24 protein-coding genes are annotated in these 25,638 nt (G+C 72.6%); 14 read left to right on the top strand and 10 right to left on the bottom strand.

The window, feature by feature from the left end:
• Nucleotides 1-54 precede the first annotated feature (54 nt).
• Nucleotides 55-636 carry an NUDIX hydrolase gene (locus C4U03_RS03175; RefSeq protein ID WP_103936050.1) on the top strand — a complete coding sequence of 194 codons (582 nt, stop codon included), beginning with the start codon at nucleotides 55-57 and terminating at the stop codon, nucleotides 634-636.
• Nucleotides 637-715: 79 nt separating this feature from the next.
• On the opposite strand, the gene C4U03_RS03170 is transcribed toward C4U03_RS03175, so the two are convergent.
• From C4U03_RS03170 to C4U03_RS03160, 3 genes are all read right to left on the bottom strand, one after another.
• Nucleotides 716-1,507, bottom strand: a complete 792-nt coding sequence (locus C4U03_RS03170; protein ID WP_103936049.1) for an alpha/beta fold hydrolase — start codon at nucleotides 1,505-1,507, stop codon at nucleotides 716-718.
• Between the two features lie 194 nt (nucleotides 1,508-1,701).
• Nucleotides 1,702-2,538, bottom strand: a complete 837-nt coding sequence (locus C4U03_RS03165; protein WP_235017608.1) for an SAM-dependent methyltransferase — start codon at nucleotides 2,536-2,538, stop codon at nucleotides 1,702-1,704.
• 113 nt (nucleotides 2,539-2,651) lie between these two features.
• A complete protein-coding gene (locus tag C4U03_RS03160) occupies nucleotides 2,652-3,563 on the bottom strand; it encodes a helix-turn-helix domain-containing protein (protein WP_235017607.1) in 912 nt (303 codons plus the stop codon).
• A gap of 241 nt (nucleotides 3,564-3,804) precedes the next feature.
• On the opposite strand from C4U03_RS03160, the gene C4U03_RS03155 reads away from it, so the two are divergent.
• A complete protein-coding gene (locus C4U03_RS03155) occupies nucleotides 3,805-5,862 on the top strand; it encodes a PQQ-dependent sugar dehydrogenase (protein WP_103936047.1) in 2,058 nt (685 codons plus the stop codon).
• Nucleotides 5,863-5,866: 4 nt separating this feature from the next.
• Nucleotides 5,867-6,862, top strand: a complete 996-nt coding sequence (locus C4U03_RS03150) for a LamG domain-containing protein (protein ID WP_235017606.1) — start codon at nucleotides 5,867-5,869, stop codon at nucleotides 6,860-6,862.
• Nucleotides 6,863-6,989: 127 nt separating this feature from the next.
• Here the strand turns inward: C4U03_RS03150 and C4U03_RS03145 are convergent, their stop codons facing one another.
• Nucleotides 6,990-8,009 (bottom strand): LacI family DNA-binding transcriptional regulator, encoded by a 1,020-nt coding sequence (locus C4U03_RS03145; protein WP_103936046.1) that lies wholly within the window; start codon nucleotides 8,007-8,009, stop codon nucleotides 6,990-6,992.
• A 220-nt stretch (nucleotides 8,010-8,229) separates the two neighbouring features.
• On the opposite strand from C4U03_RS03145, the gene C4U03_RS03140 reads away from it, so the two are divergent.
• From C4U03_RS03140 to C4U03_RS03115, 6 genes are read left to right on the top strand one after another with little or no spacing between them, the layout of a single operon-like run.
• Nucleotides 8,230-9,120, top strand: a complete 891-nt coding sequence (locus tag C4U03_RS03140) for an ABC transporter permease (RefSeq protein ID WP_103936045.1) — start codon at nucleotides 8,230-8,232, stop codon at nucleotides 9,118-9,120.
• A gap of 32 nt (nucleotides 9,121-9,152) precedes the next feature.
• A complete protein-coding gene (locus C4U03_RS03135; RefSeq protein ID WP_103936044.1) occupies nucleotides 9,153-10,172 on the top strand; it encodes an ABC transporter substrate-binding protein in 1,020 nt (339 codons plus the stop codon).
• Nucleotides 10,173-10,174: 2 nt separating this feature from the next.
• Nucleotides 10,175-11,017 (top strand): ABC transporter ATP-binding protein, encoded by an 843-nt coding sequence (locus tag C4U03_RS03130; RefSeq protein ID WP_235017604.1) that lies wholly within the window; start codon nucleotides 10,175-10,177, stop codon nucleotides 11,015-11,017.
• Between the two features lie 40 nt (nucleotides 11,018-11,057).
• Nucleotides 11,058-12,209 (top strand): Gfo/Idh/MocA family protein, encoded by a 1,152-nt coding sequence (locus tag C4U03_RS03125; RefSeq protein ID WP_103936043.1) that lies wholly within the window; start codon nucleotides 11,058-11,060, stop codon nucleotides 12,207-12,209.
• Nucleotides 12,206-13,363: a dihydrodipicolinate synthase family protein gene (locus C4U03_RS03120; protein ID WP_103936042.1), complete on the top strand. Its 1,158-nt coding sequence runs from the start codon at nucleotides 12,206-12,208 to the stop codon at nucleotides 13,361-13,363. Before C4U03_RS03125 ends, C4U03_RS03120 begins: the two co-directional genes overlap by 4 nt.
• The gene (locus tag C4U03_RS03115) at nucleotides 13,360-14,172 is read left to right on the top strand and encodes a sugar phosphate isomerase/epimerase family protein (protein ID WP_235017603.1); all 813 of its coding nucleotides are present in this window, start codon (nucleotides 13,360-13,362) and stop codon (nucleotides 14,170-14,172) included. Before C4U03_RS03120 ends, C4U03_RS03115 begins: the two co-directional genes overlap by 4 nt.
• A 61-nt stretch (nucleotides 14,173-14,233) precedes the next feature.
• Here C4U03_RS03115 and C4U03_RS03110 read toward each other — a convergent pair whose 3' ends face one another.
• From C4U03_RS03110 to C4U03_RS03100, 3 genes are all read right to left on the bottom strand, one after another.
• On the bottom strand, nucleotides 14,234-14,578 hold the full coding sequence (locus C4U03_RS03110) for a DUF3140 domain-containing protein (protein WP_103936041.1): 345 nt from the start codon (nucleotides 14,576-14,578) through the stop codon (nucleotides 14,234-14,236).
• A gap of 143 nt (nucleotides 14,579-14,721) precedes the next feature.
• Nucleotides 14,722-15,768: a S1 family peptidase gene (locus C4U03_RS03105; RefSeq protein WP_103936040.1), complete on the bottom strand. Its 1,047-nt coding sequence runs from the start codon at nucleotides 15,766-15,768 to the stop codon at nucleotides 14,722-14,724.
• A gap of 195 nt (nucleotides 15,769-15,963) precedes the next feature.
• The gene (locus C4U03_RS03100) at nucleotides 15,964-16,794 is read right to left on the bottom strand and encodes an ABC transporter ATP-binding protein (RefSeq protein ID WP_103936039.1); all 831 of its coding nucleotides are present in this window, start codon (nucleotides 16,792-16,794) and stop codon (nucleotides 15,964-15,966) included.
• A gap of 210 nt (nucleotides 16,795-17,004) precedes the next feature.
• Between C4U03_RS03100 and prcB the strand changes: the two genes are divergently transcribed.
• On the top strand, nucleotides 17,005-17,835 hold the full coding sequence (gene prcB / locus C4U03_RS03095) for a proteasome subunit beta (RefSeq protein ID WP_103936038.1): 831 nt from the start codon (nucleotides 17,005-17,007) through the stop codon (nucleotides 17,833-17,835).
• Between the two features lie 49 nt (nucleotides 17,836-17,884).
• Here the strand turns inward: prcB and C4U03_RS03090 are convergent, their stop codons facing one another.
• Nucleotides 17,885-18,340 carry an Lrp/AsnC family transcriptional regulator gene (locus tag C4U03_RS03090; protein WP_200826993.1) on the bottom strand — a complete coding sequence of 152 codons (456 nt, stop codon included), beginning with the start codon at nucleotides 18,338-18,340 and terminating at the stop codon, nucleotides 17,885-17,887.
• Between the two features lie 110 nt (nucleotides 18,341-18,450).
• Between C4U03_RS03090 and C4U03_RS03085 the strand changes: the two genes are divergently transcribed.
• The gene (locus C4U03_RS03085; RefSeq protein WP_103936036.1) at nucleotides 18,451-19,458 is read left to right on the top strand and encodes a threonine ammonia-lyase; all 1,008 of its coding nucleotides are present in this window, start codon (nucleotides 18,451-18,453) and stop codon (nucleotides 19,456-19,458) included.
• On the opposite strand, the gene C4U03_RS03080 is transcribed toward C4U03_RS03085, so the two are convergent.
• The gene (locus tag C4U03_RS03080; RefSeq protein WP_103936035.1) at nucleotides 19,455-20,390 is read right to left on the bottom strand and encodes a helix-turn-helix transcriptional regulator; all 936 of its coding nucleotides are present in this window, start codon (nucleotides 20,388-20,390) and stop codon (nucleotides 19,455-19,457) included. The genes C4U03_RS03085 and C4U03_RS03080 overlap by 4 nt on opposite strands.
• Before the next feature lie 724 nt (nucleotides 20,391-21,114).
• Between C4U03_RS03080 and C4U03_RS03075 the strand changes: the two genes are divergently transcribed.
• Together C4U03_RS03075 and C4U03_RS03070 are read left to right on the top strand one after the other, a co-directional pair.
• Complete coding sequence (locus tag C4U03_RS03075; protein ID WP_146087238.1) at nucleotides 21,115-22,050, top strand: DMT family protein; 936 nt, start codon at nucleotides 21,115-21,117, stop codon at nucleotides 22,048-22,050.
• Nucleotides 22,051-22,119: 69 nt separating this feature from the next.
• Nucleotides 22,120-22,575 (top strand): SRPBCC family protein, encoded by a 456-nt coding sequence (locus C4U03_RS03070; RefSeq protein ID WP_103936033.1) that lies wholly within the window; start codon nucleotides 22,120-22,122, stop codon nucleotides 22,573-22,575.
• Nucleotides 22,576-22,639: 64 nt separating this feature from the next.
• Here C4U03_RS03070 and C4U03_RS03065 read toward each other — a convergent pair whose 3' ends face one another.
• On the bottom strand, nucleotides 22,640-24,301 hold the full coding sequence (locus C4U03_RS03065) for a catalase (protein ID WP_103936032.1): 1,662 nt from the start codon (nucleotides 24,299-24,301) through the stop codon (nucleotides 22,640-22,642).
• Nucleotides 24,302-24,469: 168 nt separating this feature from the next.
• Between C4U03_RS03065 and C4U03_RS03060 the strand changes: the two genes are divergently transcribed.
• On the top strand, nucleotides 24,470-25,630 hold the full coding sequence (locus C4U03_RS03060) for a carboxylate-amine ligase (RefSeq protein ID WP_235017601.1): 1,161 nt from the start codon (nucleotides 24,470-24,472) through the stop codon (nucleotides 25,628-25,630).
• The last annotated feature ends 8 nt before the right edge of the window (nucleotides 25,631-25,638 follow it).

Raw genomic sequence — 25,638 nt, 5'->3', positions numbered from 1 at the left:
GGTGCTCCTGACCCTACCTGCCGGGATCCGCGGGGCCCCGATAGCGTCCTCCCCATGGAGTGGACGCGGCACGGAGAACGGTCCATCTACGCCAGCCCGTGGCTGGACGTGCGGCTGGCGGACGTGGAGTTGCCGGACGGCCGCCGGCTCGACCACCATCTGGTGCGGGTCAGGCCGTCGGCGGGGGTGGTGGCGGTCGACGGACAGGGCCATGCGCTGCTGATCTGGCGACACCGCTTCATCTGCGACAGCTGGGGGTGGGAGATCCCGGGCGGGCGCGTCGAGGCAGGTGAGGACCCCGCCGAGACCGCGGCCCGGGAGTTGGAGGAGGAGACCGGCTGGCGGCCGGGACCGCTCCATCATCTGCTCGATCTGCATCCCTCCCCGGGCCTGTCGGATGGCGTTCATCACATTTTCCGGGCCGAGGGCGCGGTGCTCGCCGGGGAGCCGACCGACGTGGAGGCCGAGCGGATCGAGTGGGTGCCGCTGGCCTCGGTGCCGGAGCTGATCGCCCGGGGCGAGATCCGCTCCGGCTCCACCGCGGCTGCTCTCCTGTACCTCATGACCGGACCTCGCGGCCATGAGGCGGGCCGGCGTTGGGGCGGCGAAGCGCGGGAGCCCGGCGAACCGGGCTGAGGCGCGGCCGGCACGGCTGCAGCCCCTGGAACCCGACCGGGTGATGCCGGCACGGGGAATCGCGGCCCGGCGGTACCGGTCAGCGGGCGAAGAAGTCCTCCAGCACGGGGGCCAGCGCCCGCGGGTCCACGTCGTGCGTCTGGTCCTCCAGCACCGCGTGCCGCCCGTGCTGGACGGCGTCGGCGACCTGCTGCGCCACCTGACCCATCCACTGCGGGCTCCGGCCGCCGGACAGCACCAGCGTGGGGACCGCCACGGCGGCGGCGCGCTCGGCGGGCAGGCAGCCGCCCTCGCTGTCGCCCATGACGGCCGCCTCGTAGGCCAGCGTGGGAGCCATCGCCACCATGCCCGCCCACATCGGCGCGGTGCGGACCTGGGCGATCATCTCCTGCGACATCCCCACGACGGTCAGGAACAGCTCGACCGCCTCGCCGTGACGCCGGTCGGCCAGCAGCGCGACGAGCTTGGTCTCGTACTCCTTGGCGCCCCTCATCAGCTCGCCGTCCCCGGCCGGGTTGTACGGCGGCTCAAACAGCGCCAGCCGGGTGATGGCCGAGCCCCGCGCCGCCGCCTCCAGGGCCAGCGCGGCACCGGAGGACATGCCATAGACGCAGGCCGATCCGCCCGCGTCGGCGATGACCGCCTGCAGGTCCTCGATCTCCCGGCCGACGGCGTACGGCTGGGTGTCGCCGCTGTCGCCCCGTCCCCGCCGGTCGTAGCAGTACACCGTGAAGCGGGCGGCCAGCAGTTCGGCCAGCGGCGCGCCCGCCGACCGGTCGTTGAAGGCCCCGCCCACAGAGATCAGCGGTGGGCCGTCCCCCCGCCGCTCCACCGCGATGGGCGTCCCATCACGGGAGGTCACCTTGTGCATCGGCTGTCTTCCTCTCTCGCTCGTGGCTTCCGTACCCAGACGACGAGCGAGATCGCCCGCTACGGACACGTGCGCAGAGACGGGCGGCGGGCCGTGTCACCGATGCTCGGCAGGCACCGCGCGTTCCCTCCGCCCGCCGCGACGCGGCCACGGTAGCGGCGGGGACCGACGAAACGGCACAGAACGGCGTCGCCTCAGGGCTTGCGGCCCACCGCGCAGAAGAAGCCGATCTCGCGGTCGAGGAAGAGGGTGCCGGGGTCGGGCCGCCACTTGGGCAGGGGCACCACTCCCGGCTCCAGCAGTTCCATCCCGTCGAAGAACCGGGCGATCCCGGCGCCGCTGCGCAGCACCGCCGGGGTCGCCCCGCTCTCGTTCCAGCGCTGCACCACCTCGGCCATGGCCTCGGTGTTGACGTCGGAGGCGGGGCAGGCGACGGTCAGGTGGCTGCCGGAGGGCACCGCCTCCACCAGCCGGCGCACGATCGGATAGGCCTGCTCGTCGGGCAGGAACTCCAGGATGCCCAGCAGCATGATCGCCACTGGCCGGGACAGGTTCAGGGTGCGCTCGGCGGCCTTGAGGATCGTCTCGGGGTCGCGCAGGTCGGCGTCGATGTAGTCGGTGGCGCCCTGCGGGGTGCTGGTCAGCAGCGCCCGCGCGTGCGCCAGCACCACGGGGTCGTTGTCGACGTAGACGACGCGGCTGTCGGGGGCGAGCCGCTGGGCCACCTCGTGGGTGTTGTCGGCGGTGGGGATGCCGGTGCCGATGTCGAGGAACTGCCGCACGCCGGCCTCGGCGACCAGGTACCGGACGGCCCGGCCGAGGAACTCCCGGTCGGCGCGCGCCCAGATCACCACCTCGGGCATGGTCTCGTTGAGCTGATCGCCCAGGGCCTGGTCGGCGGGGTAGTGGTCCTTGCCGCCGAGCCAGTAGTCCCAGACCCGCGCGGGGTGTGCCACGGTCGTGTCAATCTCGATCTCGGGCTCGATCTCGGGCTCGATGTCCGGCTCCTGGCCGGGCGGTTGACCGGTCACGGGGGCGCCTCCCAGACGGCGTCGTCGACGGGGCTACGGCGGCCAGTGTGGCGCGGGTGGTGGGAAGCTGGCAACCATGACGAAAAGGCGGAAAAAGGTCACCGCCGACCGGCTCAGCCCAACTCCTCCAGGATTCCGGTGAGGATGCCGGAGGTGGCGGTCGGCGGCAGGGCCTGCACCGACAGCCGGTCCAGCTGCTTTTTGTACACGGCCAGGTCGGCGGGCTTGTCCAGGTACAGCGCGCTGGTGAGCTGCTCGACGTAGACCACGTCGGGCAGCGCCGGCTCGGCGAAGCGCAGCAGGGAGAACGGTCCGGTCGCCGCCGCGAGCGCGCCGCGCTGCATCGGCACCACCTGCAGCGTGATGTGCCGGGCCTGTACCGCCTCGCGGAGGGCGGCCAGCTGCGCCCGCAGCACCTCGGTCCCGCCGGGGCGGCGCCACAGCGCCGTCTCGTCCACCAGCGCCCACAGCTGGGGCGCGTCCTGCCGCCGCAGGATCTGCTGGCGGCGCATCCGCACGCTCACCCGGCGGGCGATCTCGGCGGGCGGCGCCTCGGGGTGGGCGAGCCTGAGCACGGCGTGCGCGTACTCCTCGGTCTGCAGCAGTTCCGGCACGAACCGGGTCTCGTGGACGCGCAGCCGCTCGGCGGCCTCCTCCAGGCCGATGTAGACCTCGAACCAGGGCGGCAGGACGTCGTTGTAGTGGTGCCACCAGCCCGGCGCGTTGGCCTGCCGGGCCAGCGACAGCAGCGTGTCGCGTTCCACGGGGTCGGTCACCCCGTACAGGGTGAGCAGGTCGGCGACGTCGCGTTCCTTGAAGCCGACCCGGCCCAGCTCCAGCCGGCTGATCTTGGAGCCGGAGGCGCGGATCGCCTCGCCCGCGTCCTCGCGGGAGATCCGGTTGGCCTCCCGCAGCCTGCGCAGCTGGCCGCCGAGCAGGATGCGCAGGACGGTCGGCCCGCTCTGGGCGAGCTGGTGCACACGGGCCCCCGGAGACGGCTCCTCGTTCGGCTGCGGCGCTCTCACACCTGCCCCCTGGGACGGTGAGTCGGTACGGATGGTGCGCAGCGTCCAGTGTCCCACCGCGAAGGGCCCGCGAGGGGACATCTCGGCGACACGCGCACGGTGGTGCGGCCCCGATCCCGGCCGCCGCCGGATGCGGCGCACTCACCAAACGATTGCTTGACGGCCCTCGCGGGGCTCTGTACGGTGCGGGAAAGCGCTTTCGGAAAGCGCTTTCAGCACTTCCGACCCCAGGGTGGACGACATGCCGAAGCCCCGATGGTTCCCGCTGCTGATCGCCGTGCTCCTGGCCGCGCTGGCGGCCCCGCCGGCGGCCGCCCGAGACGACGCCCCCATCTCCGACCCGATCCCCGAGGACCCGGTCCAGTCCCGGCTCGGACTCGTGCTGGAGGAGTTCGCCCAGTTCCCCAAAACCGAGCCGACTCCCGCCCCTACCGACCCCCGGCTCATGCGGCACGCCCGCATCAACCATCTGGGCCAACTGCCCGACGGGCGGATGTACGTCCCCGACCTCAACGGCAGGATCTACCTGCTGGACCCGAAGGAGCCGACCCCGCGCGTCTACCTGGACGTCGGCGCGGCGTTCGCCCCGGACTTCTTCTCCGGACGCGGCCTGGGCACCGGCTCGGGCTTCGTGGCGTTCCACCCCGACTTCGCCCGCAACGGCAAGCTCTACACCGTCCACACCGAGTGGGGGGCGGCGCTGCAGACCAAGACCCCCGACTGGAACCAGGACAACCCGCACAACCACGGCGTCATCACCGAGTGGACCGCCGAGGACCCGTCGGCCGACGTCTTCCAGGGCACCCGCCGCGAGGTGATGCGGTTCGGCTTCGGCACCCAGATCCACGGGTTCCAGCAGATCTCCTTCAACCCGTACGCCCGGCCCGGCTCGCCCGAGTACGGCAAGCTCTACATCGCCGCCGGGGATGGCGGGCGCGGGGTGACCGGCAACGACCCGCAGGACATGAGCAGGCCGTACGGCAAGATCCTGCGGATAGACCCGATGGGCCGCGACAGCGCCAACGGCGAGTACGGAATCCCGGCCGACAACCCGTTCGCGGGACGGCCCGGCACGCTGGGCGAGATCTACGCCGTCGGCATGCGCGACCCGCACCGCTTCAGCTGGGACCCGGGCAAGGGCCACCGCATCCTGCTCGGCCACATCGGCGAGCACGCCATCGAGGCGATCTACGACGTGCGGGCCGGTGACAACCTCGGCTGGAGCCGCCGCGAGGGCGCGTTCGTGTGGAAGCAGGAGGACCGCTGCAACCTCTACCCGCTGCCCGCCGACGACGCGCAGTACGGCTACAACTACCCGGTGGCCGCCTACGACCATGACCCGCCGGCGGGCCACCCGTGCACCAGCGACAGCGGCAACGCGGTGGCCGGCGGCTACGTCTACCGCGGCAAGGACGTGCCCGGGCTGCGCGGCAAGTACGTCTTCGGGGACATCGTCAACGGCCGCATCCTCGCCACCGACAACGCCGAGATGCGCCGCGGCAAGCCCCGGGCGCCGATCCACGAGCTGATGGTCTACGCCGACGGCAAGCGCACCACCATGCAGGAACTGGTCGGCAGCAGCCGCGTCGACCTGCGGTTCGGTGAGGACCTGCGCGGTGAGCTGTACGTGCTGGCCAAGGCCACCGGCACGATCTGGAAGGTCGTCGGCACCCGCACGTTCGCCGACTGCAAGACGGGCGGCGTCAAGGTCTCTCACGCCGATGAGGCCGCCGACTGGGCTCCGGTCACCCCGGCCAAGTGGCAGTTCCCCGGGCGCGAGGTCGTCCTCGCCGAGGCCGGCACCGAACGTCCCGGCCCGCGCCGCCCGTTCGAGTACGCGGTGCTGACCAAGGGGCCGCGGTTGGGCTCCGTGCGCATCGACGGCGAGGTCCGCTTGGACACGCCGCCCTCGGTGAGCAACCGGGACGTGATCCTGGTGTTCGGCCACCAGTCGGACACCCGCTTCTACTACGTCCATCTGTCGCAGGACAACCGGATCTACCCGCACAACGGGATCTTCGTGGTGAACGACGCCGACCGGCTGCGCATCGACGACCAGTGGAACGCGTTCAAGTCCAAGGGCGCGCCCCCGGCCGTCACCGACTCCGGCTGGCACCGGGTGCGGGTGACGCACTGCGCGGACACCGGCGAGATCGCGGTGTACGTCGACGGCGCCCGCGACCCGCTGATGACGGCGGTGGATACCACGTTCGGCTCCGGCCGGGTGGGCTTCGGCTCATTCGACAACATCGGGCGGCTGCGCGACCTGCGGGTGCGCGGCACGGCGGCGGAGAGCTGACGCAATGACCGATGTGAAGACCGGCATGACGCGCCGCCTGCGGGCGGCCCTCCTGGTCGCGCTGCTGGCCGGTGCGCTGGCCGCCGGTGCCGTCCAGGGGACCCCGGCCTCGGCGTCGGCCCACTCCCGGGCCGGCGGGCCCGACGTCCTGCCGAGCCTGCGGCCGCACCTGGTCATGTACTACGACTTCGACCACCCGGTCCCCGGCGACCCCGCGCGGGAACGCGACCGGGGCCGGTCGGGGACGGATCTGGACCTGGTGAACGGCGGGGCGGCCATGCGCGTCAAGGACCACGCCCACCGGGGAAGCCGCTCGGCCCTCCAGACCCGGCAGGTCGATCCGCAGGTCGCGGGCAACGACGACTGGAAGGCCGGGGTGTACTCGGCGACCGGGGTGCCGACCCTGCGGGCCTTCAACGGGGCGCGCCAGATCACCGTGATGGGCTGGTTCAAGCGCACCGGCGAGGGCCCGGCCCCCAATTCCGGCACCGCCGACCCCGGTGACCGCTACAACGCGATCGGGCTGGCCGGGGTGCTCACCGGGGACTCCGACGGGCACGGCGTGCGGGCTCTGCTGGAGATCATCAACGTCGGCGGCGAGCTGCGGGTGGTCGCCCTCGGCCGCCGGGTGGACGGCGGCGCCTCGCAGACCTTCGCCGCCGACGAGGACTGGCGGTCGATCCTGCCGATCGGCCGCTGGGTGTTCCTGGCCGCCACGTTCGACTACGACCAGGGCACCATGGCCCTCTACAAGGACGGCCGCCCGCTGACCGGCTTCTTCACGGTCTCCGGCGACCCGTGGGGGGTCTCCGGTCCCCCGGAGCCGGACCTGACCTCGCCCACCGACCCCCGAGGCATCAAGATCGGCGGCAGCTTCCCGCAGAACACCGCCGAGCGGAACCCGTGCGACTGCCGCATGGACAGCCTCATGTTCCTGGACCGCACGGTCAGCGCCCAGGAGATCTGGAAACAGTACCGGCGCATGGCCGGCCGTCCCTAGCGGGCACCGGCGCAGGCGGCCCCATCCCCACCTCGGGGACGGGGCCGTCCCGTACGCCTTTCCGTGCGCTTTTCCCGGGCGTCCTTCCACAGCCGCGGCGTATCCCGCGGACGCCGCACCCGGTGGGTCAGGGACGCCGGGGCGGGGCGGTGCTGGGGCGGAGGATGACCTCGCCGCCGACGCGTTCGATGCGGGCCCGGCTGCCCCGGGTCTCGCGGAGCGCCAGCGCCATCACCCGCTCCCCCATCTCGGCGAGCGGGAGGGCGACGGTGGTCAGGGGCGGGGTGAGGTCGCGGACGATGGGGATGTCGTCGAATCCGGCCAGGGACACATCCTGCGGCACCCGCAGCCCGTGGTCGCGCAGGGCCGCCAGCGCCCCCACGGCCATCACGTCGGTGACCGCGAACAGGCAGGTGGCCCGCACCCCCCGGCGGATCAGCTCGGTGGCCGCGGCGTAGCCGCCGTCGCGGGTGAAGGACTCCTCGACGATCCGGTCGTCGGGCAGCTCCACCCCGGCCTCCGCCAGCGCCTCGCGGAACCCGGCCAGGCGGTCGGCCACGGTGGTGAGGGTGCGCGGGCCGCTGAGCACCGCGAAGTCACGGTGGCCGAGGTCGAGCATGGCCCTGGCCAGCGCCGCGCCGCCCGCCCGGTTCTCCGGCAGGACGGCGTCCACCTTCAGGGCGCGGTGCCGGCTGACCACCGCGACCCGGCCGCCGCTGCGCAGGTACGGCTCCAGTTCGGCGTTCATCGCGCGCTCCCACGCCCGGTCCTCGAAGCCGGACCCGATCAGCAGGATGGCGCGGGCCCGCTGGGCGCGCAGCATCGACAGGTAGGCGACCTCCTGGGCGGGGTCGCGGAACGTGCTGGCCAGCATGACCAGCAGGCCGTGTGCGGCGGCGGCGCGCATCACCCCGCCGGCGATGCCCGCGAAGTAGGGGTCGCTGACGTCGTGGCAGATGACACCCACCACCTGGCTGGAGGAGCCCGCCAGCGCCCGGGCGTGCGCGTTGGGGATGTACGACAGCCGGTCGGCGGCGGCCAACACCCGTTCCCGCAGGTCCTCGCGGACCCGGGCGGTGCCGCCCAGCACCCGCGAGGCGGTGGCCAGCGACACGCCCGCCGAGCGCGCCACGTCCTCCAACGTCACATGCGTCCGTGCTTCCCGTTCGCCCACAGCGCCGCCCCGTCCCAGCCGATGACCGTCCGCCGGATCTTTGGGGGAAACCCTCCGGCTGCCTATTGACCGCTCCGCGCGGCGGTATCTACGGTATCAGAAAGCGCTTTCAGAATGCGCTTTCTCGGGAGCGCGGCCGTTTCCACCATCGAGATCACCGCGGCGGAAGCGAGCGGGGACCGGAGGAGTTCACGTGAGTCGGCAGACCCCTTCCACGACGGCCCCCGTCCCGGGCGCGCCGTCCGGGACCGGCGGGCCGGACACGCCCGCCCGGCGGGCCGGCCCCGGCGCCGGCGAGCGGCTCGCCGCCGCGGCCGAACGGACCTGGCGGCCGGTCGCGCTGCTGGCGGCCTGCCTCGCCGCCTGGTGGGCGGTCTCGGCCGCCAGGCTGGTGGAGCCCTACCTGGTGCCCTCACCGGGCACCACGCTGCAGGTCGTCCGCGACCGGGCCGGCTACCTGCTGGAGCACAGCTGGGTCACCACCTACGAGACGCTGCTGGGCTTCGCCATCGCGGTCGTCCTGGGAGTGCTGTCGGCGGTGCTGATGGTGCACTCGGCCGAACTGGAGAAGACCCTCTACCCCGTCCTGCTGTTCGCCCAGGTCATCCCGAAGATCGCCATCGCGCCGCTGTTCGTGGTGTGGCTGGGCTTCGGCATCACCCCCAAGATCGTGGTGGCGGTGCTGATCGCCTTCTTCCCGGTGGTGATCTCGATGGTCACCGGGCTGAAGTCGATCGACCCGGAGATGCTGGAGCTGTCGGCCACCATGGGCGCCGGCCCCTGGCGGACCTTCGCCAAGATCCGCTTCCCGGCCTCGCTGCCGCATCTGTTCGCCGGGCTCAAGGTGGCGGTGACGCTGGCCGTCACCGGCGCGGTGGTCGGCGAGTTCGTCGGCGCCAACGAGGGCCTGGGCTACGTCATCCTGCAGGCCAACGGCAATCTCGACACCCCGATGCTGTTCGCCGGGCTGCTGATCATGTCCCTGCTCGGCGTGGTGCTGTTCGCGCTGGTGGAGCTGGCCGAGAAGGTCCTGCTGCCCTGGCACGCCAGCCGCCGCGCCGACTCCGTGACCACCACTCTGTGAGACCACCACCCCCGCCCCACCGAGGAGGGCCCATGCGACCGCGCGGCCTCATCATCGCTCTGATCCCGGCGTTCCTGCTGGCCACCGCCGCCTGCGGCGGGGACGGCGAGACCACCACCACCGCCGGGGGCAAGAAGCTCGACAAGGTCACCCTGACCCTCAACTGGTACCCCTACGGCGAGCACGCGCCGTTCTACTACGGCAAGACCCGCAAGATCTACGAGAAGCACGGCATCGACCTGCAGATCCGGCCCGGCCAGGGGTCGCAGAAGACCGTGCAGGCCACCGGCGCCGGGCAGAGCGACTTCGGCTGGGCCGACACCCCGGCGCTGCTGGCGGGCGTCGGCCAGGGCGTGCCGGTCAAGAGCCTGGGCGTCTTCCTGCAGACCACCCCGGCCTCGCTGCAGTTCTTCACCGAGAAGAACTACCGGTCCCCGGCCGACCTGAAGGGCAAGAAGATCGCCATCACCGCCGGGGACGCGCTGTCGCGAACCTTCCCGGTGTTCCTCAAGCGCAACGGGATGACCGACAAGGACGTCCAGTTGCAGAACGTCGACCCGGCCGGCAAGATCGCCGCGGTCATCTCCGGCAAGGCCGACGCGCTGATCGGCTACGCCAGCGACCAGGGCCCCACCATGCAGCACAAGGCCGGCAAGCCGGTGTCGTACCTGCGCTACTCCGAGCTGGGCCTGAACTTCTACTCCAACGGACTGCTGGCCGGCAACCGGCTCATCACCGGCAAGCCCGACCTGGCCAAGCGGATGGTGGCGGCCACCAGCGAGGCGTGGACGGCCGCACAGTCCGACCCGCAGGGCGCGGTGGACGCCATGAAGGGCGCCTCCGAGCAGCTCCCGCCGCCCCAGGTGCTGGCGGACCAGTTCAAGACGACGCTGACGCTGCTGCACACCGACTCCACCCAAGGCAAGGCCCCCGGCGTCAACACCGAGGCCGACTGGCAGCAGACCATCGACGTCTTCGCCCAGGCCGGAATGATCACCGACCCGAAGCCGCCCGCGGACTACTGGGCCAACGACGCGGCGTTGAAGGGATGAGCGTGGCCGAGGAGACCGTCGGAAAACCGGTGATGGTGGAATCCGCGCCGCGGCAGGCGCAGCCCGCGGCCGTCGATGTGAAGGACGTGGCGGTCCGGTTCCGTTCCAAGAAACGGGACGTCACAGCACTGGAGCGGATCGACCTCAGCGTGCCCATGGGCGAGTTCGTCTCGCTCGTCGGCCCCTCGGGCTGCGGCAAGTCGACGCTGCTGAAGCTGGTGGCCGGGCTGCTGAAGCCCTCCTCGGGCACGGTGCGGCTGCACGGCGACCCGGTCACCGGCCCCCGGCACGACATCGGGTACGTCTTCCAGCGGGCGGCGCTGCTGGAGTGGCGCAGCGCCCGCCGCAACATCCTGCTGCAGGCCGAGATGCGCGGCATGCCCGCCGACCGGGCCCGCCGCCGCGCCGACGAGCTGATCGCCATGACCGGGCTGCGCGGCTTCGAGGAGGCACTGCCGCACGAGCTGTCCGGCGGCATGCAGCAGCGGGTCTCGCTGTGCCGGGCGCTGCTGCACGAGCCGCCGGTGCTGCTGATGGACGAGCCGTTCGGCGCGCTGGACGCCCTCACCCGCGAGCAGATGAACATCGAGCTGCGCCGGATCTGGCGGGAGACCGGCACCACGGTGCTGCTGGTCACCCACTCCATCGCCGAGGCGGTCTACCTGGCCGACCGGATCGTGGTGATGAGCGCCCGGCCCGGCACCATCACCGAGGTCATCGAACCCGGGCTGCCGGCCGAGCGGGACTACACCGAGACGGTGGGGCGGCCGGAGTTCGCTCACGCCACCGCCCGCATCCGCCGGCTCCTGGGCAGCGCCGCTCCCCCGCCGGACGCCGCCGAATGACACGTCCGCCCCGTACCCCGGCAGGAAGGAACCCCCAGGGATGACACGCAGGTCCATCGGGATCGTCATGAACGGCGTGACCGGCCGGATGGGATACCGCCAACACCTGGTCCGCTCGATCCTGGCGATCCGGGAGCAGGGCGGGCTGGCCCTGGCCGACGGCACGGTGCTGTGGCCCGAGCCCATCCTGGTCGGCCGCAACGAGGCCAAGCTGCGCGCCATCGCCGAGCGGCACGCGCTCACCGAGTGGTCCACCGACCTGGCGGCGGCGCTGGCCCGGCACGACGTGCAGGTCTACTTTGACGCCCAGGTCACCTCCGAGCGGGTGCAGGGCATCGAGGCCGCCATCGCGGCGGGCCGGCACGTCTACACCGAAAAGCCGCTGGCCGAGGAACTGGCGGAGGCGCTGCGGCTGGCCCGCCTGGCCGAGGAGGCCGGCGTGCGGCACGGCATCGTGCAGGACAAGCTGTTCCTGCCGGGCCTGCGCAAGCTGCGGCGGCTGGTGGAGGGCGGCTTCTTCGGCCGGATCCTGTCGGTGCGCGGCGAGTTCGGCTACTGGGTGTTCGAGGGCGACTGGCAGCAGGCTCAGCGGCCGAGCTGGAACTACCGGGCCGAGGACGGCGGCGGCGTCATCCTGGACATGTTCGCGCACTGGCGGTACGTGCTGGACGAGATCATCGCACCGGTGCGGTCGGTACAGTGCCTGGGCGCCGTGCACATCCCCGAACGGGTGGACGAGGACGGCAAGCCCTACGACTGCACCGCCGACGACGCCGCCTACGGGATCTTCGAGCTGGAGGGCGGCATCGTCGCCCAGATCAACTCCTCGTGGGCGACCCGGGTGTTCCGCGACGAGCTGGTGGAGTTCCAGGTGGACGGCACGGAGGGCAGCGCCGTGGCGGGGCTGCGGCGCTGCCGGGTCCAGCACCGGGCGACGACGCCCAAGCCGGTGTGGAACCCCGACCTGCCGGCCACCGAGGACTTCCGCGCGCAGTGGCAGGAGGTGCCCGACAACGCCGACTTCGGCAACGGCTTCCGGGTGCAGTGGGAGGCGTTCCTGCGCCATGTCGCCGAGGACGGCCCGTTCCCGTGGGACTTCTACGCGGGGGCGCGCGGCGTCCAGCTCGCCGAGCTGGGCCTGCGCTCCTGGCGGGAGGGCCGCCGCCTCGACGTCCCGGAGCTGGCCAGGTGAAGATCTGGCTGCCGGGCGAGGGTGGCGCGCTGTACGCCCACACCCCGGGTGAGCCGCGCGCCCACCCGCGCCCGTCGTCCCCCCTGACCTCGCGGATCGCCTACGCGGCCGCCCATGTGGTGGCCGACCCGTTCGCCGACAACACGCCCGGCTCCCCGGCCGCGGTCGACTGGGAGGCGACGCTGGCGTTCCGCCGCCATCTGTGGGCCTACGGGCTCGGGGTCGCCGAGGCGATGGACACCGCCCAGCGCGGCATGGGCCTGGACTGGCCGGCCGCCAGGGAGCTGATCGGGCGCAGCGGCGCGGAGGCACGGGCCTGCGGCGGGCGGATCGTCTGCGGGGCGGGTACCGACCAGCTCGGGCCGGGCCCGGCCCCGCTCGACCGGGTGATCGCCGCCTACGAGGAGCAGCTGGCGGTGGTGGAGGACGCGGGGGCGATCCCAGTGATCATGGCGAGCCGCCAACTGGCCGCCGCCGCCCGGGGGCCGGACGACTACGCCGAGGTCTACGGGCGGCTGCTGGGCGGGCTGCGCCGCCCGGCCGTGCTGCACTGGCTGGGCCCGATGTTCGATCCCGCGCTGGCGGGCTACTGGGGCTCGCCGGATCCGGACGCCGCCGCCGACCTGCTGCTGTCGATCATCGAGGCGCATCCCGGCCGGGTGGACGGCGTCAAGGTCTCACTGCTGGACGCCGGCCGGGAGGTGGCGCTGCGCCGCCGCCTGCCGGCCGGGGTGCGGATGTACACCGGTGACGACTTCCACTACCCCGAGCTGATCGCCGGCGACGGGTCGGGGCACAGCGACGCGCTGCTGGGGATCTTCGACGTGATCGCCCCCGCCGCCTCCGCCGCGCTGCAGGCGCTGGACGCCGATGCTCCCGCGGCGTTCCGGGAGATCCTGGCGCCGACCGTGCCGCTGGCCCGGGCGGTCTTCGCCGCGCCCACCCGCCACTACAAGACCGGCGCGGTCTTCCTGGCCTGGCTGGCGGGGCACCAGAGGCACTTCCGCATGGTCGGCGGGATGGAGAGCGCGCGTTCGGTGCCGCACCTGGCCGGCCTCTACCGGCTGGCGGACGCGGCCGGGCTGCTGCCCGACCCGGAGTTGGCCGTGACCCGGCTGCGGTCCTGGCTGGCCGTCCAGGGGGTGGAGCGGTGATCGAGCGGTTCAGCCTCAACCAGTGGACGACCCGGTACTGGCCGTTGCCGGACGTCGTGGCGGGCTGCGCCGCCGCCGAGGTGCGGGGCGTCGGGCTGTGGCGGGAGCCGGTCGCCGAGTACGGCCTGACCCGCACGGCCAAGCTGCTGCGGGAGGCCGGGGTCCGGGCCACCTCCCTGTGCCGGGGCGGCTTCTTCACCGCGGACGGAGCGCTCGCCGACAACCGCCGGGCCGTCGAGGAGGCGGCCGAGCTGGGAGCCCCGGTGCTGGTGCTGGTCAGCGGCGGCCTGCCGGGCGGGTCGCGGGATCTGGACGGCGCCCGCGACCGGGTGGCCGACGCGCTGGCCGAGCTGGCCCCGTACGCGGGCCGGTACGGGGTGCGGCTGGCGATCGAGCCGCTGCACCCGATGTTCTGCTCGGACCGCTGCGTGGTCGCCACACTCGGCCAGGCGCTGGAGCTGGCCGCACCGCACCCTCCCGAACAGGTCGGGGTGGTGGTGGACACCTATCACCTGTGGTGGGACCCGGACGCCTACCGCATGATCGGCCGGGCCGGGCGAGAGGACCGCCTGGCGATCTTCCAGGTCGCCGACTGGACCACCCCGCTGCCGGCCGGGGTGCTGACCGGCCGGGGCCTGCTCGGAGACGGCTGCGTGGAGCTGCGGCGGCTACGGCAGGCGGTGGACGCGGCCGGCTACGACGGCCCGATCGAGGTGGAGATCTTCAACGAGGAGCTGTGGGCGATGCCGGGCCCGCGGGTCCTGGCGCTGTGCCTGGAGCGCTTCCGCGAGCACGTCCTGGACGGGTAGCGGCCCAGGGGAAACACCCGACCCGCGTTCCGGGGGCCGAGGCCCGTTCCCCGAACGCGGGTCAGGCGGGCTTGAGCGGGTCGTGCCCCAGAGTCATCAGGGCGTGCCGCCAGTGGTCGTCCCCGGCCCCCTTGCGGGGCGGGTCGGCCAGCCGGCGGGACACGGTGCCGACCACCTGGCGCATCGTCTCGATGTCGTCGCCGGTCAGGTCCACCTTGCGCTTGCTGAGCACCTGGAGCACACGGCCGCCCAGTTCTGGCACGTTCAGGTCGGGGTCCGCGGGGAACTCCACCTCCCCGCTGGCCTCGGTCAGCAGCCACGTCCGCAGTTCCTGCGAACTCATGTTGACGGCGTGGTGGAACTCCTCCCAGAGGGTCTCGACCTCCGGGGAGACACGTTCGTGCACATCGGCCTCCTCTCACGGTCCCAATGGACGTTTTGACCGGAGGGAGGCGGGCCATGCGGGCGGGGGCCGGTTTTCGGCCGGCCGGCCGCGAGCGGGGACCTGCGGCCGGCCGGGTCGGGAGCTTCGGTTCGGGGGGCCGGGGATCAGTAGATGCTGACGCCGTAGACGCTCAGCGGCTCGGTGACCGGCTGGAAGAAGGTCGTCCCGCCGGTGGTGCAGTTGCCGCTGCCGCCCGAGGTCAGCCCCAGCGCCGTGGTGCCGGCGAACAGCGAGCCGCCGCTGTCCCCCGGCTGGGCGCACACCGTCGTCCTGATCAGGCCGGAGACGCTGCCCTGCGAGTAGACGACGGTCTGGTTGAGCGCGGTCACGGTGCCGCTGCGGACGCCGGTGGTGCTGCCGCTGCGGCGGACCGCCTGGCCCACGTAGGCGTTACCGGCGGAGGTGATCTCCTGCTCGCCGCTGCCGTACAGGTACACGGTGCCGGGCTTGGCGATGCTGGTGTTGGTGTAGCGGACGATGCCGTAGTCGTTGCCGGGGAAGCTGCTGCCGGCGCGGGTGCCCAGCACGGTGGACTGGCTGGAGTTGGCGTACCAGGTCGAGCCGATGTTGGTGCAGTGCCCGGCGGTCAGGAAGTAGTAGGTGCTGCCGCTGCGCACGTTGAAACCGAGGGAGCAGCGCGAGCCGCCGGTGTAGATGGCCTGGCCGCCGGCGATCGTGGTCTCGAACTTGCCGGAGACCCGCTCGATGCGCACGGCGCTGCCGTACCTGGCGGCGACGGCGCGCACCTTGGCCAGCTTGGCGCCGGTGACGCTCTCGTCGACCGACAGCAGCACCTGGTTGGCGGCGGGCTGGACGGCCCAGGCGGTGCCGGGCACCTTGATGGAGCGCTCGAAGGCGGCGGTGATCTTCTCCAGGTCGGCGCCGCTGCGGGCGACCCGGCGCGGCACCGCGCCGGTCTGGCTGACGGTCCGGGCGGCGGTGTCGTCGGCCACGGTGACCACGAGCTTGCCGCTGGCGGAGTCGTAGTAGGAGCCGGCGGTGCGCGATCCCAGCCGCTCGGCCAGGGTGGTGGCCAGCTTGGCGGGGTCGGGCCGTGCCGGGGCGGCGTTCGCCGCCGGTACGGCCAGCAGTGTGGTGGCGGCCGCCATCGCGGCGGCGCCGGCCAGAGCGGCTGGGTGGACGGATCTCATCCTCACTGTGCCTCCTGCGGGGGAGGGAGGGGTCCGGTTGACCCTCCCTGGATCCACGCCAAATCGTGATGAACAACCCGTTACCGATCAAGTACGAAAAATTAAGTGAATTGCCCTCAACTGATGGCATCGGGTCTCACCTGCCACAAACGGCACACAGATCCGCCGTGGTCCCCCGCCGGTGCGTCCGGCCCGTCAGCCCTCGGCGGGCCGCTGAGGCACCCGGCCCGCCGTGGCGGTCCACCGTCCGGCGCGCCGGTGGATGGCGATGGGGTGGTCGAAGCAGGCGCTGACGTTCTCGGTGGTCAGGACGTCGTCGACGGCCCCCGAGGCCAGGACCCGGCCGGCGCGCAGCAGCATCGCGTGTCCCGTGCTGGCGGGCAGCTCCTCCAGATGGTGGGTGACCAGGATGCTGGCCATGTCGGGATGGCGCTCGCGCAGCCCGTCGATGCTCTCCAGCAGCCGTTCGCGGGCGGCCACGTCCAGGCCGGTGGCGGGCTCGTCCAGCAGGAGCAGCCGGGGGCTGGGCATCAGGGCGCGGGCGATCAGCGTGCGGCCGCGTTCGCCGTGCGACAGGTTCGCCCAGCGGGCGTCCCGCAGCCGTTCCAGGCCCATGAGCGCCATCAGCTCCGCGGCCCGGTCCAGTTCCGCCGGGGTCGGCGTCCAGCGGGGCACCGGCTCGGTGGTCCCGGTGGCGCCGGTCAGCACCACCTGGTGGACCGTGCGGGACTGCGACTGCACCGGGTGGTGGGGGTTGACCTGCCCGATCAGCCCGCGCAACCGGTGGACGTCGACACGGCCGAGCAACTGGCCGAGGATCTCCGCGGTGCCGCGCGTGGGATGCCGGTAGGCCCCCAGGATGCTCAGCAGGGTGCTCTTGCCCGCCCCGTTGGGGCCCAGCAGCGCCCAGTGCTCGCCGGGCTGCACCCGCAGCGAGACCTGTTCCAGGAGCAGCCGCCGGTCACGGACCAGATCGACGTCCTTGATCTGCAGGACGGGATCGCCGGAGGCGGGGACGAGCGGCATCGGGAGGTCTCCTCACATGGGTCGCGGGTCAGCTTAGGCCGGGTCGGGGCGATATCGATCTTCGCCCCGGTCGCGGCGCCCTGTCCGGTGATCGCGTTCACCCCGCGCCGATGGCGGTGCGGCGGGTGGTGCGGCCGACCGCGCGGCCGTGCGAGGATCATGGACGACGCGCGGGCACCGGGAGCGCGCGGGCATCAAGAGGAGGCGGCGATGACCGGTTCGGCCGAGGGACGGGGACTACCGCCGGAGTTCTTCGCCGTGGGCACGGCCTCGTTCACGGACCTGATCCGCCGGTCGGCTCCGGGGCTGCTGCCGGTCAACCGGGTCGGCGAGGGGCCGGACATCCCGCACGGCACGACCATCCTGGCGCTGCGCTACCCCGGCGGGGTGATGGTGGCCGGCGACCGCCGCGCCACCTCCGGCAACGTGATCGCCCAGCGGGATCTGGAGAAGGTGTACCCGGCCGACGAGCACTCGGCGGTGGCGCTGGCCGGCACGGTGGGGCTGGCCCTGGAGATGGTCCGGCTGCTGCAGGTGGAGCTGGAGCACTACGAGAAGATGCAGGCGGCGAAGCTGTCGCTGCCGGCCAAGGCGCGGCGGCTGGGCGCCATCGTCCAGGCCAACCTGGCCTACGCCATGCAGGGCCTGGCGGTCGTGCCGCTGTTCGCCGGCTACGACCTGGACGCCGGGACCGGCCGCATCTACAGCTACGACGTCACCGGGATGCCGCAGGAGTCCACGGACTTCCACGCCGAGGGGTCGGGCTCGCCCTTCGCCCGCGGCTCGCTCAAGAAGCTGTACCGGCCGGACCTGACCGAGGACGAGGCCGCGGCGGTGTGCGTGCAGGCCCTCTACGACGCCGCCGAGGACGACTCGGCCACCGCCGGACCCGACCTGGCCCGCCGGGTCTTCCCGATCATTGCGGCGGTCACCGCCGACGGATACCGGCGGCTGCCGGAGGAGGACGTGGCCGCGCTCGCCGAGTCGGTCGTCGCCGCCCGCCACGAGCGGCCGGACGGCCCTGTGGCCCCGCTGCGCTGACCCCGCCCCGCGGCTCGTTCCCGGCGCCGCCGCGACCGGCCGGTGGCCGTCAGTCCCCGCCGTCCACGGGAACGGCCAGGCCGCGCTTGAGGGTGGACAGCACCACGCTGGTCTTGAACTTGCGGACGTTGCGGTTCTCGGCGACCAGGCGCTGCATGAACCCGTCGTAGTCCTCGGTGTCCCGCGCGGTGATCACCAGGGTGAAGTCGGCGTCGCCGGTGACGTACCAGGCCTGCTGCACCGCCGGTTCGGCGGCCAGCCAGCGTTTGAGCTCGTGCAGGTCCTCCGGGCGCTCCCGCTCGATCTCCAGGCCCACGATCATCACCAGCGGGCGGCCGACCGCCCTGGGGTTGACCACCGCGACCTGGGCCTCCACCACCCGGCCCTGCCACAGCCGCTGCAGCCGGCGGTGCGCCGCCGAGGCCGACAGGCCCACCCGCTCGCCGATCTGCGCCGCGGTGAGCCGGGCGTCCCGCTGCACCAGTGCCAGGATCCGCCGGTCCACCTCGTCCAGATCGATGGTTCACCGCCTTGGGGGCCCGATACGCACGTTGCTTGCGTGATCAGCATAGTATGCGCACTTTCCGCGCACAGGTGATCACTAGGCTCGGGGACATGGACGCATCTCTCCGGCCCTTCCCCGACGTCGGCGGCATCGAGCGGGCCGCCCGCGCCATCGACCCGGTGTTCACCGGCACCCCCGTCGCCGACGCCGACGAGACGGCCAAGGCCCTGGGGGTGCGGCGCGCCGTCGTCAAGGACGAGACCCGCACCCCGATCCGCTCGTTCAAGGGGCGGGGCGCCGACTGGTTCGTGGCGCACCTGGCCGAGGCGGACGACGAGCCGCTGGTGACCGCTTCGGTGGGCAACTTCGGGCAGGGCCTGGCGTACGCGGCCCGGCGCCGCGGCCGGGAGCTGACCGTCTTTGCCGCGCGTACCGCCAGCCCGGTGAAGATCGAGGCGATGCAGCGGCTGGGCGCCCGGGTCCGCCTGGCCGGGGACGACTTCGACGCGGCCAAGGCGGAGGCCGTGGCGTACGCGCGCGACGGCGGTGGGCGGCTGGTGGTGGACGGGGACGACCCGTATGTCGCCGAGGGCGCGGGCACCATCGCCTGGGAGCTCACCCGGCAGGTCGGCGACCCGCTGGACGCGGTGCTCGTCCCGCTCGGGAACGGGGCGCTGGCGGGCGGCGTCGGGACCTGGCTCAGGCACGCCTGGCCCGGCACACGCGTGATCGCCGTCGCCGCCGAGGGCGCGCCCGCCATGGCCCGTTCCTGGCGCGCGCACGGCGTCGTCCGGACGCCCGGGGTGGACACGATCGCCGACGGCATCGCGGTGCGGGTGCCGGTCCCCTACGCCCTGGCGGTCATGCGGCGCGCCGTGGACGAGGTCGTCGTGGTGCCCGACGAGGCGATCGTGGCGGCGATGCGGCTGCTGCACGGCACGCTCGGCCTGGTCACCGAGCCCGCCGGGGCGGCCGGCCTGGCGGCGGTGCTGGCCGACCCGGCGGCCTTCGCCGGCCTGGCCGTCGGCACGGTCGCCTGCGGCGCCAACCTCACCGGCGACCAGCTGCGCCGCTGGCTGCCGGACGCCGGGCCCGGGGACCGGGAGGGCCGCCGTTAGGCCCACTCCCAGCGGATGCCGTACAGCCCGGGCTGCACTCCATGTTCGAGGAGGTGGACCGAGTCCCATTTGTTCAGCCGCAGCTCCTGCCGGTCGGTGCAGACGGCGCCGATGTTGGGCTGCCAGATCCGGAAGCAGCGCCGGGGCGTCGCCTCCGCGGCGAACCTCACCTGGAGCAGGTACTCACGGGTGGGGAACCGGAAGCCGCGCACGTACCGGCGCGCCTCCGGCTGCCCGCCGCCACAGCTGAACTCGTACTCCACCACGTAGGTCTCGCCGGCCGCCAGTGGATGGTCGAACAGCAGTTCCACGGCGGTCAGCCCGTCGGCCGCCCCGACCCGTACCCGCCCCACCCGGCACATCTCGCTGCTGAACCCGTCGGGCGGCGGTCCGCCCTCGCAGTGGTGGATCGCCACATGCCGGTCCACCCCGTCGCGGCGGGCCCGGAACACGATGCGCGATCGGGCCGACCGCTCCCGGTGGTCGGGGCCCACGGTGTAGACCTCGTGGTGGCTGAGCGTCTCCAACTGGCCGTCGACCGGGTTGCGCATCTCGCCGAGCAGGTCGCGCAGGCCCGGATAGACCGGGCAGAGGTCACCGTAGGTGAGGGCGCCGGGCACGTGGCCCAGCCAGCGGCCGCGCGGCCGGCGCGGACCGAGCAGCGCGATGAGCGCGTTGGGCGGCAGCCCGAGGATCTCCTCCAGCGCCTCCACCGCCCGCAGGGACTGGCTGCGCTCGGGCCGGCAGCGCCCGCGCTGCCAGTAGCTGAGGCTGGCCACGCTGACGTGCACCCCTCGATGCCGCAGCCGTGCGTGGATGCGTTCCAGGCTCAGCCCCCTGGCCTGGATCGCCAGATGAAGTGCCCGGTCGAAAGGACCGGTGCGCAGGACATCGTCAAGAATTTCCCCCGGCCCTTCGGTCTGCTGCGTCATCACAACTCCAGGAAACCGTCGACCGCCGACATCATCTTCCTGTAAGTGCCGGAGCGGGGCCAGGGTGAATCCAAAGTGAAATTCGTCTCCGCCGGCCCCCGCCGATGCAGAGAATCGTCTGCGGGCCGCCGAACCGCAAGACGCCCGCCGGGCGGCGGGCACAAAACTCTTAACACCGGCGGCCGGCCCGCCGCGCACCGCGCCGCCGGGCCGCAGGTCACCTCCTGCCGGCGGCCCGCCGGCCTCGGCGGGCCGCCGGTTTTTCAGTTTTTACGGCGCGCTGATGACCATTACCCCTCCCCCGGTTGTCCGTCACCGACGGTGGACCGGACCACTTCACGTCAGCGCATGGACCAGGAGAAAGATCGTCACCGTACGTATATGTCCGCCGCGATCTCGAAAGTCCAATGGCGATCGAGTTCATTGACAGCCACCGACACCAGGAGTCCACTTTCGAGCAACTCCGCCGAAGTTCTGATCCCGCGCTGCCACATGTCCGCCCTTGCCTGAACGGTTCGGCGAGTGATAATGCGGGGCTGCGGCGCCCCGAGACCGGTCGGGCGTTCCGGGAACGGGCTCGCCCCAGGGCGCGCCGGGCCGGCCCAGCGCGCCCTGCCACAGGCCCGCGGGCGTACCCGCCGAGGCCCCTTGACGCCACTGTGCGGCACGGCAAATATGGCGACTGACTTGTGAGTCAGATCACAACGGCGTCCCCGGTGGTGCGATGAACTGCGTGGTCGCGGCCCTCGCTGCGGTGTGCCTGTACTACCTCGGCGCGGCGTTCTTCAAGGTGGCGGCGGGGCGGATGGAGCCGCTGCACGGCCGCCGGCCTGTGCACTTGATCCGGCAGGTGCTGTCGGACCGGCTGTGGGTCACCGGGCTGCTGGTGTTCACCGTGGGCCTGGAACTGCAGATCGTCGCGTTCGCGGAACTGTCGCTGGGGCCGGCACAGCCGCTGTTCTGCTCCACGCTGCTGTTCCTGCTGGTGATCTGCCTGGGGTACTTCGGCGAGCGGCTGGTCCCGCGTGAGTGGGCGGGGCTGGGGCTGTTCGCGGTGGCGACCATGTGCATCGCGCTCTCCGTGCCGACGGGCGACGACCCGATCGAGGGGCTGCCGCCCACCCCGACCGTGGTGCCCGTGGCGGCCCTCTCTCTGGCCGTTCCCCTCCTGCTGTTCCCCCTGGTCGGCCGGCACGCGACGGGGCGGCACGCGCGCCCGCTGGCGGGCATCGCCTACGGGTTGATCTGCGGTCTGCTCCTCGGCACCGGCGAGGTGGCCGTCAAGGGGCTGTCCATCGCCAACGGCACCCGTGCCCACGGCCTGTCGCTGCTGGCCGAGCCGTACCTGTACCTGACCCTGGTGGCCGCGGGCCTGGGACTGTGCCAGGGGACGATCGCGCTGCAGCGCTGCCGGATGGCGATCCCGATGGTCGTGTGCACGATCGTCGCCAAGACCTATCTGCTCGTCGTCGGCTCGTGGCTGTACGGGGTCGGATGGCCCTCGGACCCACTGTCGGGCCACCTGCGGCTGATCGGCGTGTGCCTGGCCATCGGGGCGCTGTTCGTGTTCCCCCGCCACGAGAGGCCGCGCTCGCCGGTCCCCGCCGCGCCGCTGGCGACGGCCGGCCCGGTCGTCTCGCTGGGGTCGCCGCGCAGGTAGCGCCGTACCGGACGCGCGAGAAGGGCCGCCGGAGCCGCGGGGGCCGGCCGGGTGCGAGAAGATGGAGGCATGGGACAGGTCACCGCTGCCACGAGCAGGACGTTCGCCGCCTCCGCGGAACAGGTCATGGCGGCGCTTGCCGACTACCGGGACACGCGTCCCCGGATGCTCACCGAGCACTTCAGCGAGTATGAGGTGCGCAAGGGCGGCCAGGGCGCGGGCACGGTGGTGCACTGGAAGCTCGCCGCCACCAGCAAGCGGGTGCGCGACTGCCTGATGTCGGTGAGCGCGCCGCGCGAGGGCACCCTGGTGGAGGACGACGCCAACTCCAGCATGGTCACCACCTGGACGGTCACCCCGTCCGGCGACGGCGCGCAGGTCCGGGTGGAGACCACCTGGAACGGCGCGGGCGGCATCGGCGGGTTCTTCGAGCGCACGTTCGCGCCGAGGGGCCTGCAGCGGATCTACGACGAGCAACTCGACAGGCTCCAGGCGGTGCTCGCCGCCCACCCCGCCGAGGGCTGACCCGGCGCGCGGAGCGCCCAGGGCCGGCGCGGTGCCCTGGGCGCCCGGCGGCCGTCAGTGGCCGTCAGCGGGCCGGTGCCGGCTGCTGCGCGCGCTCGTTGGGGACGCAGTGGGTCATCTTGAGCCCGCTGACGTCCCGGCGGCCGTTCTTGCCGAGGTTGGCCAGGCGCTCGCGCTCGGCGTCGTTCAGGGTCTGGCTCGCCAGCGGCTCCAGGTTCTTGACGTCCTGGGGCGAGATGCCGAGCCCCTCACCGACCCGCAGGCCCAGTTCGTCCTCGGCCATCAGGAAGTGCCACACCATGCGCTCCTGGATGGGCCGGTCGCACTGCGACAGCAGGCTGACGAAGTTCTTGACCAGGTCGTCGCGCTCCCACTCCTCCATCAGCAGGTAGCGCTGGCCGGCCTGCTCGTAGTCATTGGTGCGCGGGATGCGCTTGCGCGTCACCCGCCCGTTGATGACCGGGCCCTGCTCGTCGTGCGTCGGGTAGTGCGCCTCGCGGAGCCCGCCCCGCAGGGAGGGCTCGTAGTTGATGTGCGGGTCCTCCCCGCCGGTGTCGACGAAGAAGGTCATCTGGCCGTCGCGCTGGTTGGTGCGCACCTCGGTCTTGGGGCTGTTGACCGGTAGCTGAAGGTAGTTCGGGCCGACCCGGTAGCGCTGGGTGTCGCTGTAGGAGAAAGTCCGGCCCACCAGCATCTTGTCGTCGGAGAAGTCCAGCCCGTCGACCAGCACGCCGGTGCCGAAGGCGATCTGCTCGTTCTCGGCGAAGTTGTTGGCGACGTTGCGGTTGAGCACCATGCGGCCGACCGGCTTGGCGGGGAACTCGTTCTCCGGCCAGACCTTGGTGTCGTCCAGCGGGTCGAAGTCGAGCTCGGGGTGCTCCTCGTCGGTCATCATCTGCACGAGCAGCTCCCACTCGGGGTAGTCGCCCCGGTCGATGGCCTCGTGCAGGTCCCTGGTGGCGTGGCCGAGGTCGTGGGCCTGGATGGCGGCGGCGTCCTCCTCGGTCATGCTCCGCACGCCCTGCTTGGGCATCCAGTGGTACTTGACCAGGTGGGTCTGCCCCTCCGGGTCGACCCACTTGTAGGTGTTGACCCCGAAGCCCTGCATGTGCCGGTAGTCGGCGGGGATGCCGCGCGGGCTGAACAGGTTGACCAGCATGTGCATGCTCTCGGGGGTCTGCGACATGAAGTCGAAGATCCGGTTGGGCTCCTGCCGGAACGTCACCGGGTCGGGCTTGAGGGAGTGGATCACGTCGGGGAACTTGATGGCGTCCCGGATGAAGAAGACGGCCAGGTTGTTGCCGACCAGATCCCAGTTGCCGTCCTCGGTGTAGAACTTGACGGCGAACCCGCGCGGGTCGCGGGCGGTCTCGGCGGAGTCCCGCCCGCCGATCACGGTGGAGAAGCGGACCGCCACGTCGGTGCGCTTGCCCTCCTGGAACAGCTTGGCCCGCGTGTACCGGTCGATCGGCTCGTCGCCCCACGTGCCGTACGCCTCGAAGAAGCCGTAGGAGGTGACGCCGCGGGCGTGTACCACCCGTTCGGGGATGCGCTCCCGGTCGAAGTGGCTGATCTTCTCCAGAAACTGGTAGTTCTCCAGCGTCGCCGGGCCACGGGCCCCGACGGTCCGCTGGTTCTGGTTGTCGTAGACGGGATGGCCCTGGCGGTTGGTCAGGATCGGTCGCTCGTCACCAGGCTGCGATCCCTGGCTCGAAACGTCCGTCATGGCACGGTTCCTTCCGTAGGGTGTAGCGCTCCGACCGCTCCCGGCCGGACGCTCCCCCTACCCGATGCGATCCGGACTAAAGGCACAGAACTTCAAAATCGCCGCAGGTTGGCCGGACGGCGCCCGGGTAGGACAGGCCCGCTGATCGTCGTGAGGTACGGAGGGCGCGTGGAAGGCCGTGACCCGGTGTCCGGGGTGACGATGGGGGTCGAGGAGGAGTTCCTTCTCGTGGATCCGGTGACGGGGGTGACGGTGCCGCGGGCGGCGCGGGTGCTGGCGCTGGCGGGGCGGCGGCCGCCGCCCGCACCGGGAGCCGGATTCCACGCGGAGCTGCAGTCCACACAGGTCGAGGCCGTCACGGGCGTGTGCACCGGGCTGCGCGCCCTGCGGCACCAACTGCGCCAGGGACGGCTGCGGCTGGCGGCCGCCGCGGCGGCCGAGGGCGTCCGGCTGGTGTCGACGGGGACTCCGGTGCTGGCGTGTCCCGATCCGCCGTTCACCGAGGGCGAGCGCTTCACCCGGATCTCGCGGATGTACGCCGGTGTGGTCGGCGGCTACCAGTCCTGCGGCTGCCATGTGCATGTGGGCGTCCAGGATCGGGAGACGGCCGTGGGCGTGCTCAACCACCTGCGGCCCTGGCTGCCGACCCTGCTGGCGCTGTCGGTCAACTCCCCCTTCGACCGGGGACGGGACACCGGTTACGCGGGCTGGCGCATGATGGAACAGTCCCGGTTCCCCGGATCGGGGGTGCCGCCGTGGTCGGATTCCGCGGCCGGCTACGACCGGCAAGTGGAACGGCTGGTGGACGGCGGCGTGCTGGTCGATCCGGCGATGACGTTCTGGCTGGCCCGGCTCTCACCGCGGCTGCGGACGGTGGAGGTGCGCGTCGCGGACGCGGCCGGCACCGTGGACGAGGCCGTGCTGCAGGCGGCGCTGACCCGTGCCCTGGTGCGCCGTGCCCTGGACGACCTGGCGGCGGGCCGGGAAGCGCCCCGCGTCTGTGACCAGGTGTGCGCGGCCGCCGTGTGGTCGGCGGCCCGGTACGGGCTGGAGGGGCCGGGCGTGCACCCGGTCAGGGAGGCCCAGGTGCACGCCACCGCCCTAGTGGACGAGTTGCTCGACCGGGTGCGGCCCGCCCTGGAGGAGGCCGGCGACCTGAGCGAGGTGCAGACCGTGCTCGCCAAGATCCGGCGGGTGGGCACGGGCGCCGCCCGGCAGCGGCGCGCGGCCGGGGGCGCCGGTCCCGCCGGTGCGATACCCATGCTGGTCCAGCAGACCGCCCCGGGCGCATGGGAGCCGCCTGAGCGGGTACGGATGGGCGTCCGGTGAAGATCGCC

It is taken from the genome of Thermomonospora echinospora (genome assembly GCF_900108175.1).
GTDB lineage: Bacteria > Actinomycetota > Actinomycetes > Streptosporangiales > Streptosporangiaceae > Thermomonospora > Thermomonospora echinospora.
Note: the sequence above shows the minus strand (reverse complement) of the source record. Positions and strands in the feature narration are given on the sequence as shown.

What these genes read in the sequence shown, in the direction of transcription:
- C4U03_RS03175 (WP_103936050.1), top strand. Translation starts at nt 55, where the DNA reads ATGGAGTGGACGCGGCACGGAGAACGGTCCATCTACGCCAGCCCGTGG.
- C4U03_RS03170 (WP_103936049.1), bottom strand. Translation starts at nt 1,507, where the DNA reads ATGCACAAGGTGACCTCCCGTGATGGGACGCCCATCGCGGTGGAGCGG.
- C4U03_RS03155 (WP_103936047.1), top strand. Translation starts at nt 3,805, where the DNA reads ATGCCGAAGCCCCGATGGTTCCCGCTGCTGATCGCCGTGCTCCTGGCC.
- C4U03_RS03150 (WP_235017606.1), top strand. Translation starts at nt 5,867, where the DNA reads ATGACCGATGTGAAGACCGGCATGACGCGCCGCCTGCGGGCGGCCCTC.
- C4U03_RS03135 (WP_103936044.1), top strand. Translation starts at nt 9,153, where the DNA reads ATGCGACCGCGCGGCCTCATCATCGCTCTGATCCCGGCGTTCCTGCTG.
- C4U03_RS03125 (WP_103936043.1), top strand. Translation starts at nt 11,058, where the DNA reads ATGACACGCAGGTCCATCGGGATCGTCATGAACGGCGTGACCGGCCGG.
- C4U03_RS03105 (WP_103936040.1), bottom strand. Translation starts at nt 15,768, where the DNA reads ATGAGATCCGTCCACCCAGCCGCTCTGGCCGGCGCCGCCGCGATGGCG.
- C4U03_RS03100 (WP_103936039.1), bottom strand. Translation starts at nt 16,794, where the DNA reads ATGCCGCTCGTCCCCGCCTCCGGCGATCCCGTCCTGCAGATCAAGGAC.
- prcB (WP_103936038.1), top strand. Translation starts at nt 17,005, where the DNA reads ATGACCGGTTCGGCCGAGGGACGGGGACTACCGCCGGAGTTCTTCGCC.
- C4U03_RS03085 (WP_103936036.1), top strand. Translation starts at nt 18,451, where the DNA reads ATGGACGCATCTCTCCGGCCCTTCCCCGACGTCGGCGGCATCGAGCGG.
- C4U03_RS03080 (WP_103936035.1), bottom strand. Translation starts at nt 20,390, where the DNA reads ATGACGCAGCAGACCGAAGGGCCGGGGGAAATTCTTGACGATGTCCTG.
- C4U03_RS03075 (WP_146087238.1), top strand. Translation starts at nt 21,115, where the DNA reads ATGAACTGCGTGGTCGCGGCCCTCGCTGCGGTGTGCCTGTACTACCTC.
- C4U03_RS03070 (WP_103936033.1), top strand. Translation starts at nt 22,120, where the DNA reads ATGGGACAGGTCACCGCTGCCACGAGCAGGACGTTCGCCGCCTCCGCG.
- C4U03_RS03065 (WP_103936032.1), bottom strand. Translation starts at nt 24,301, where the DNA reads ATGACGGACGTTTCGAGCCAGGGATCGCAGCCTGGTGACGAGCGACCG.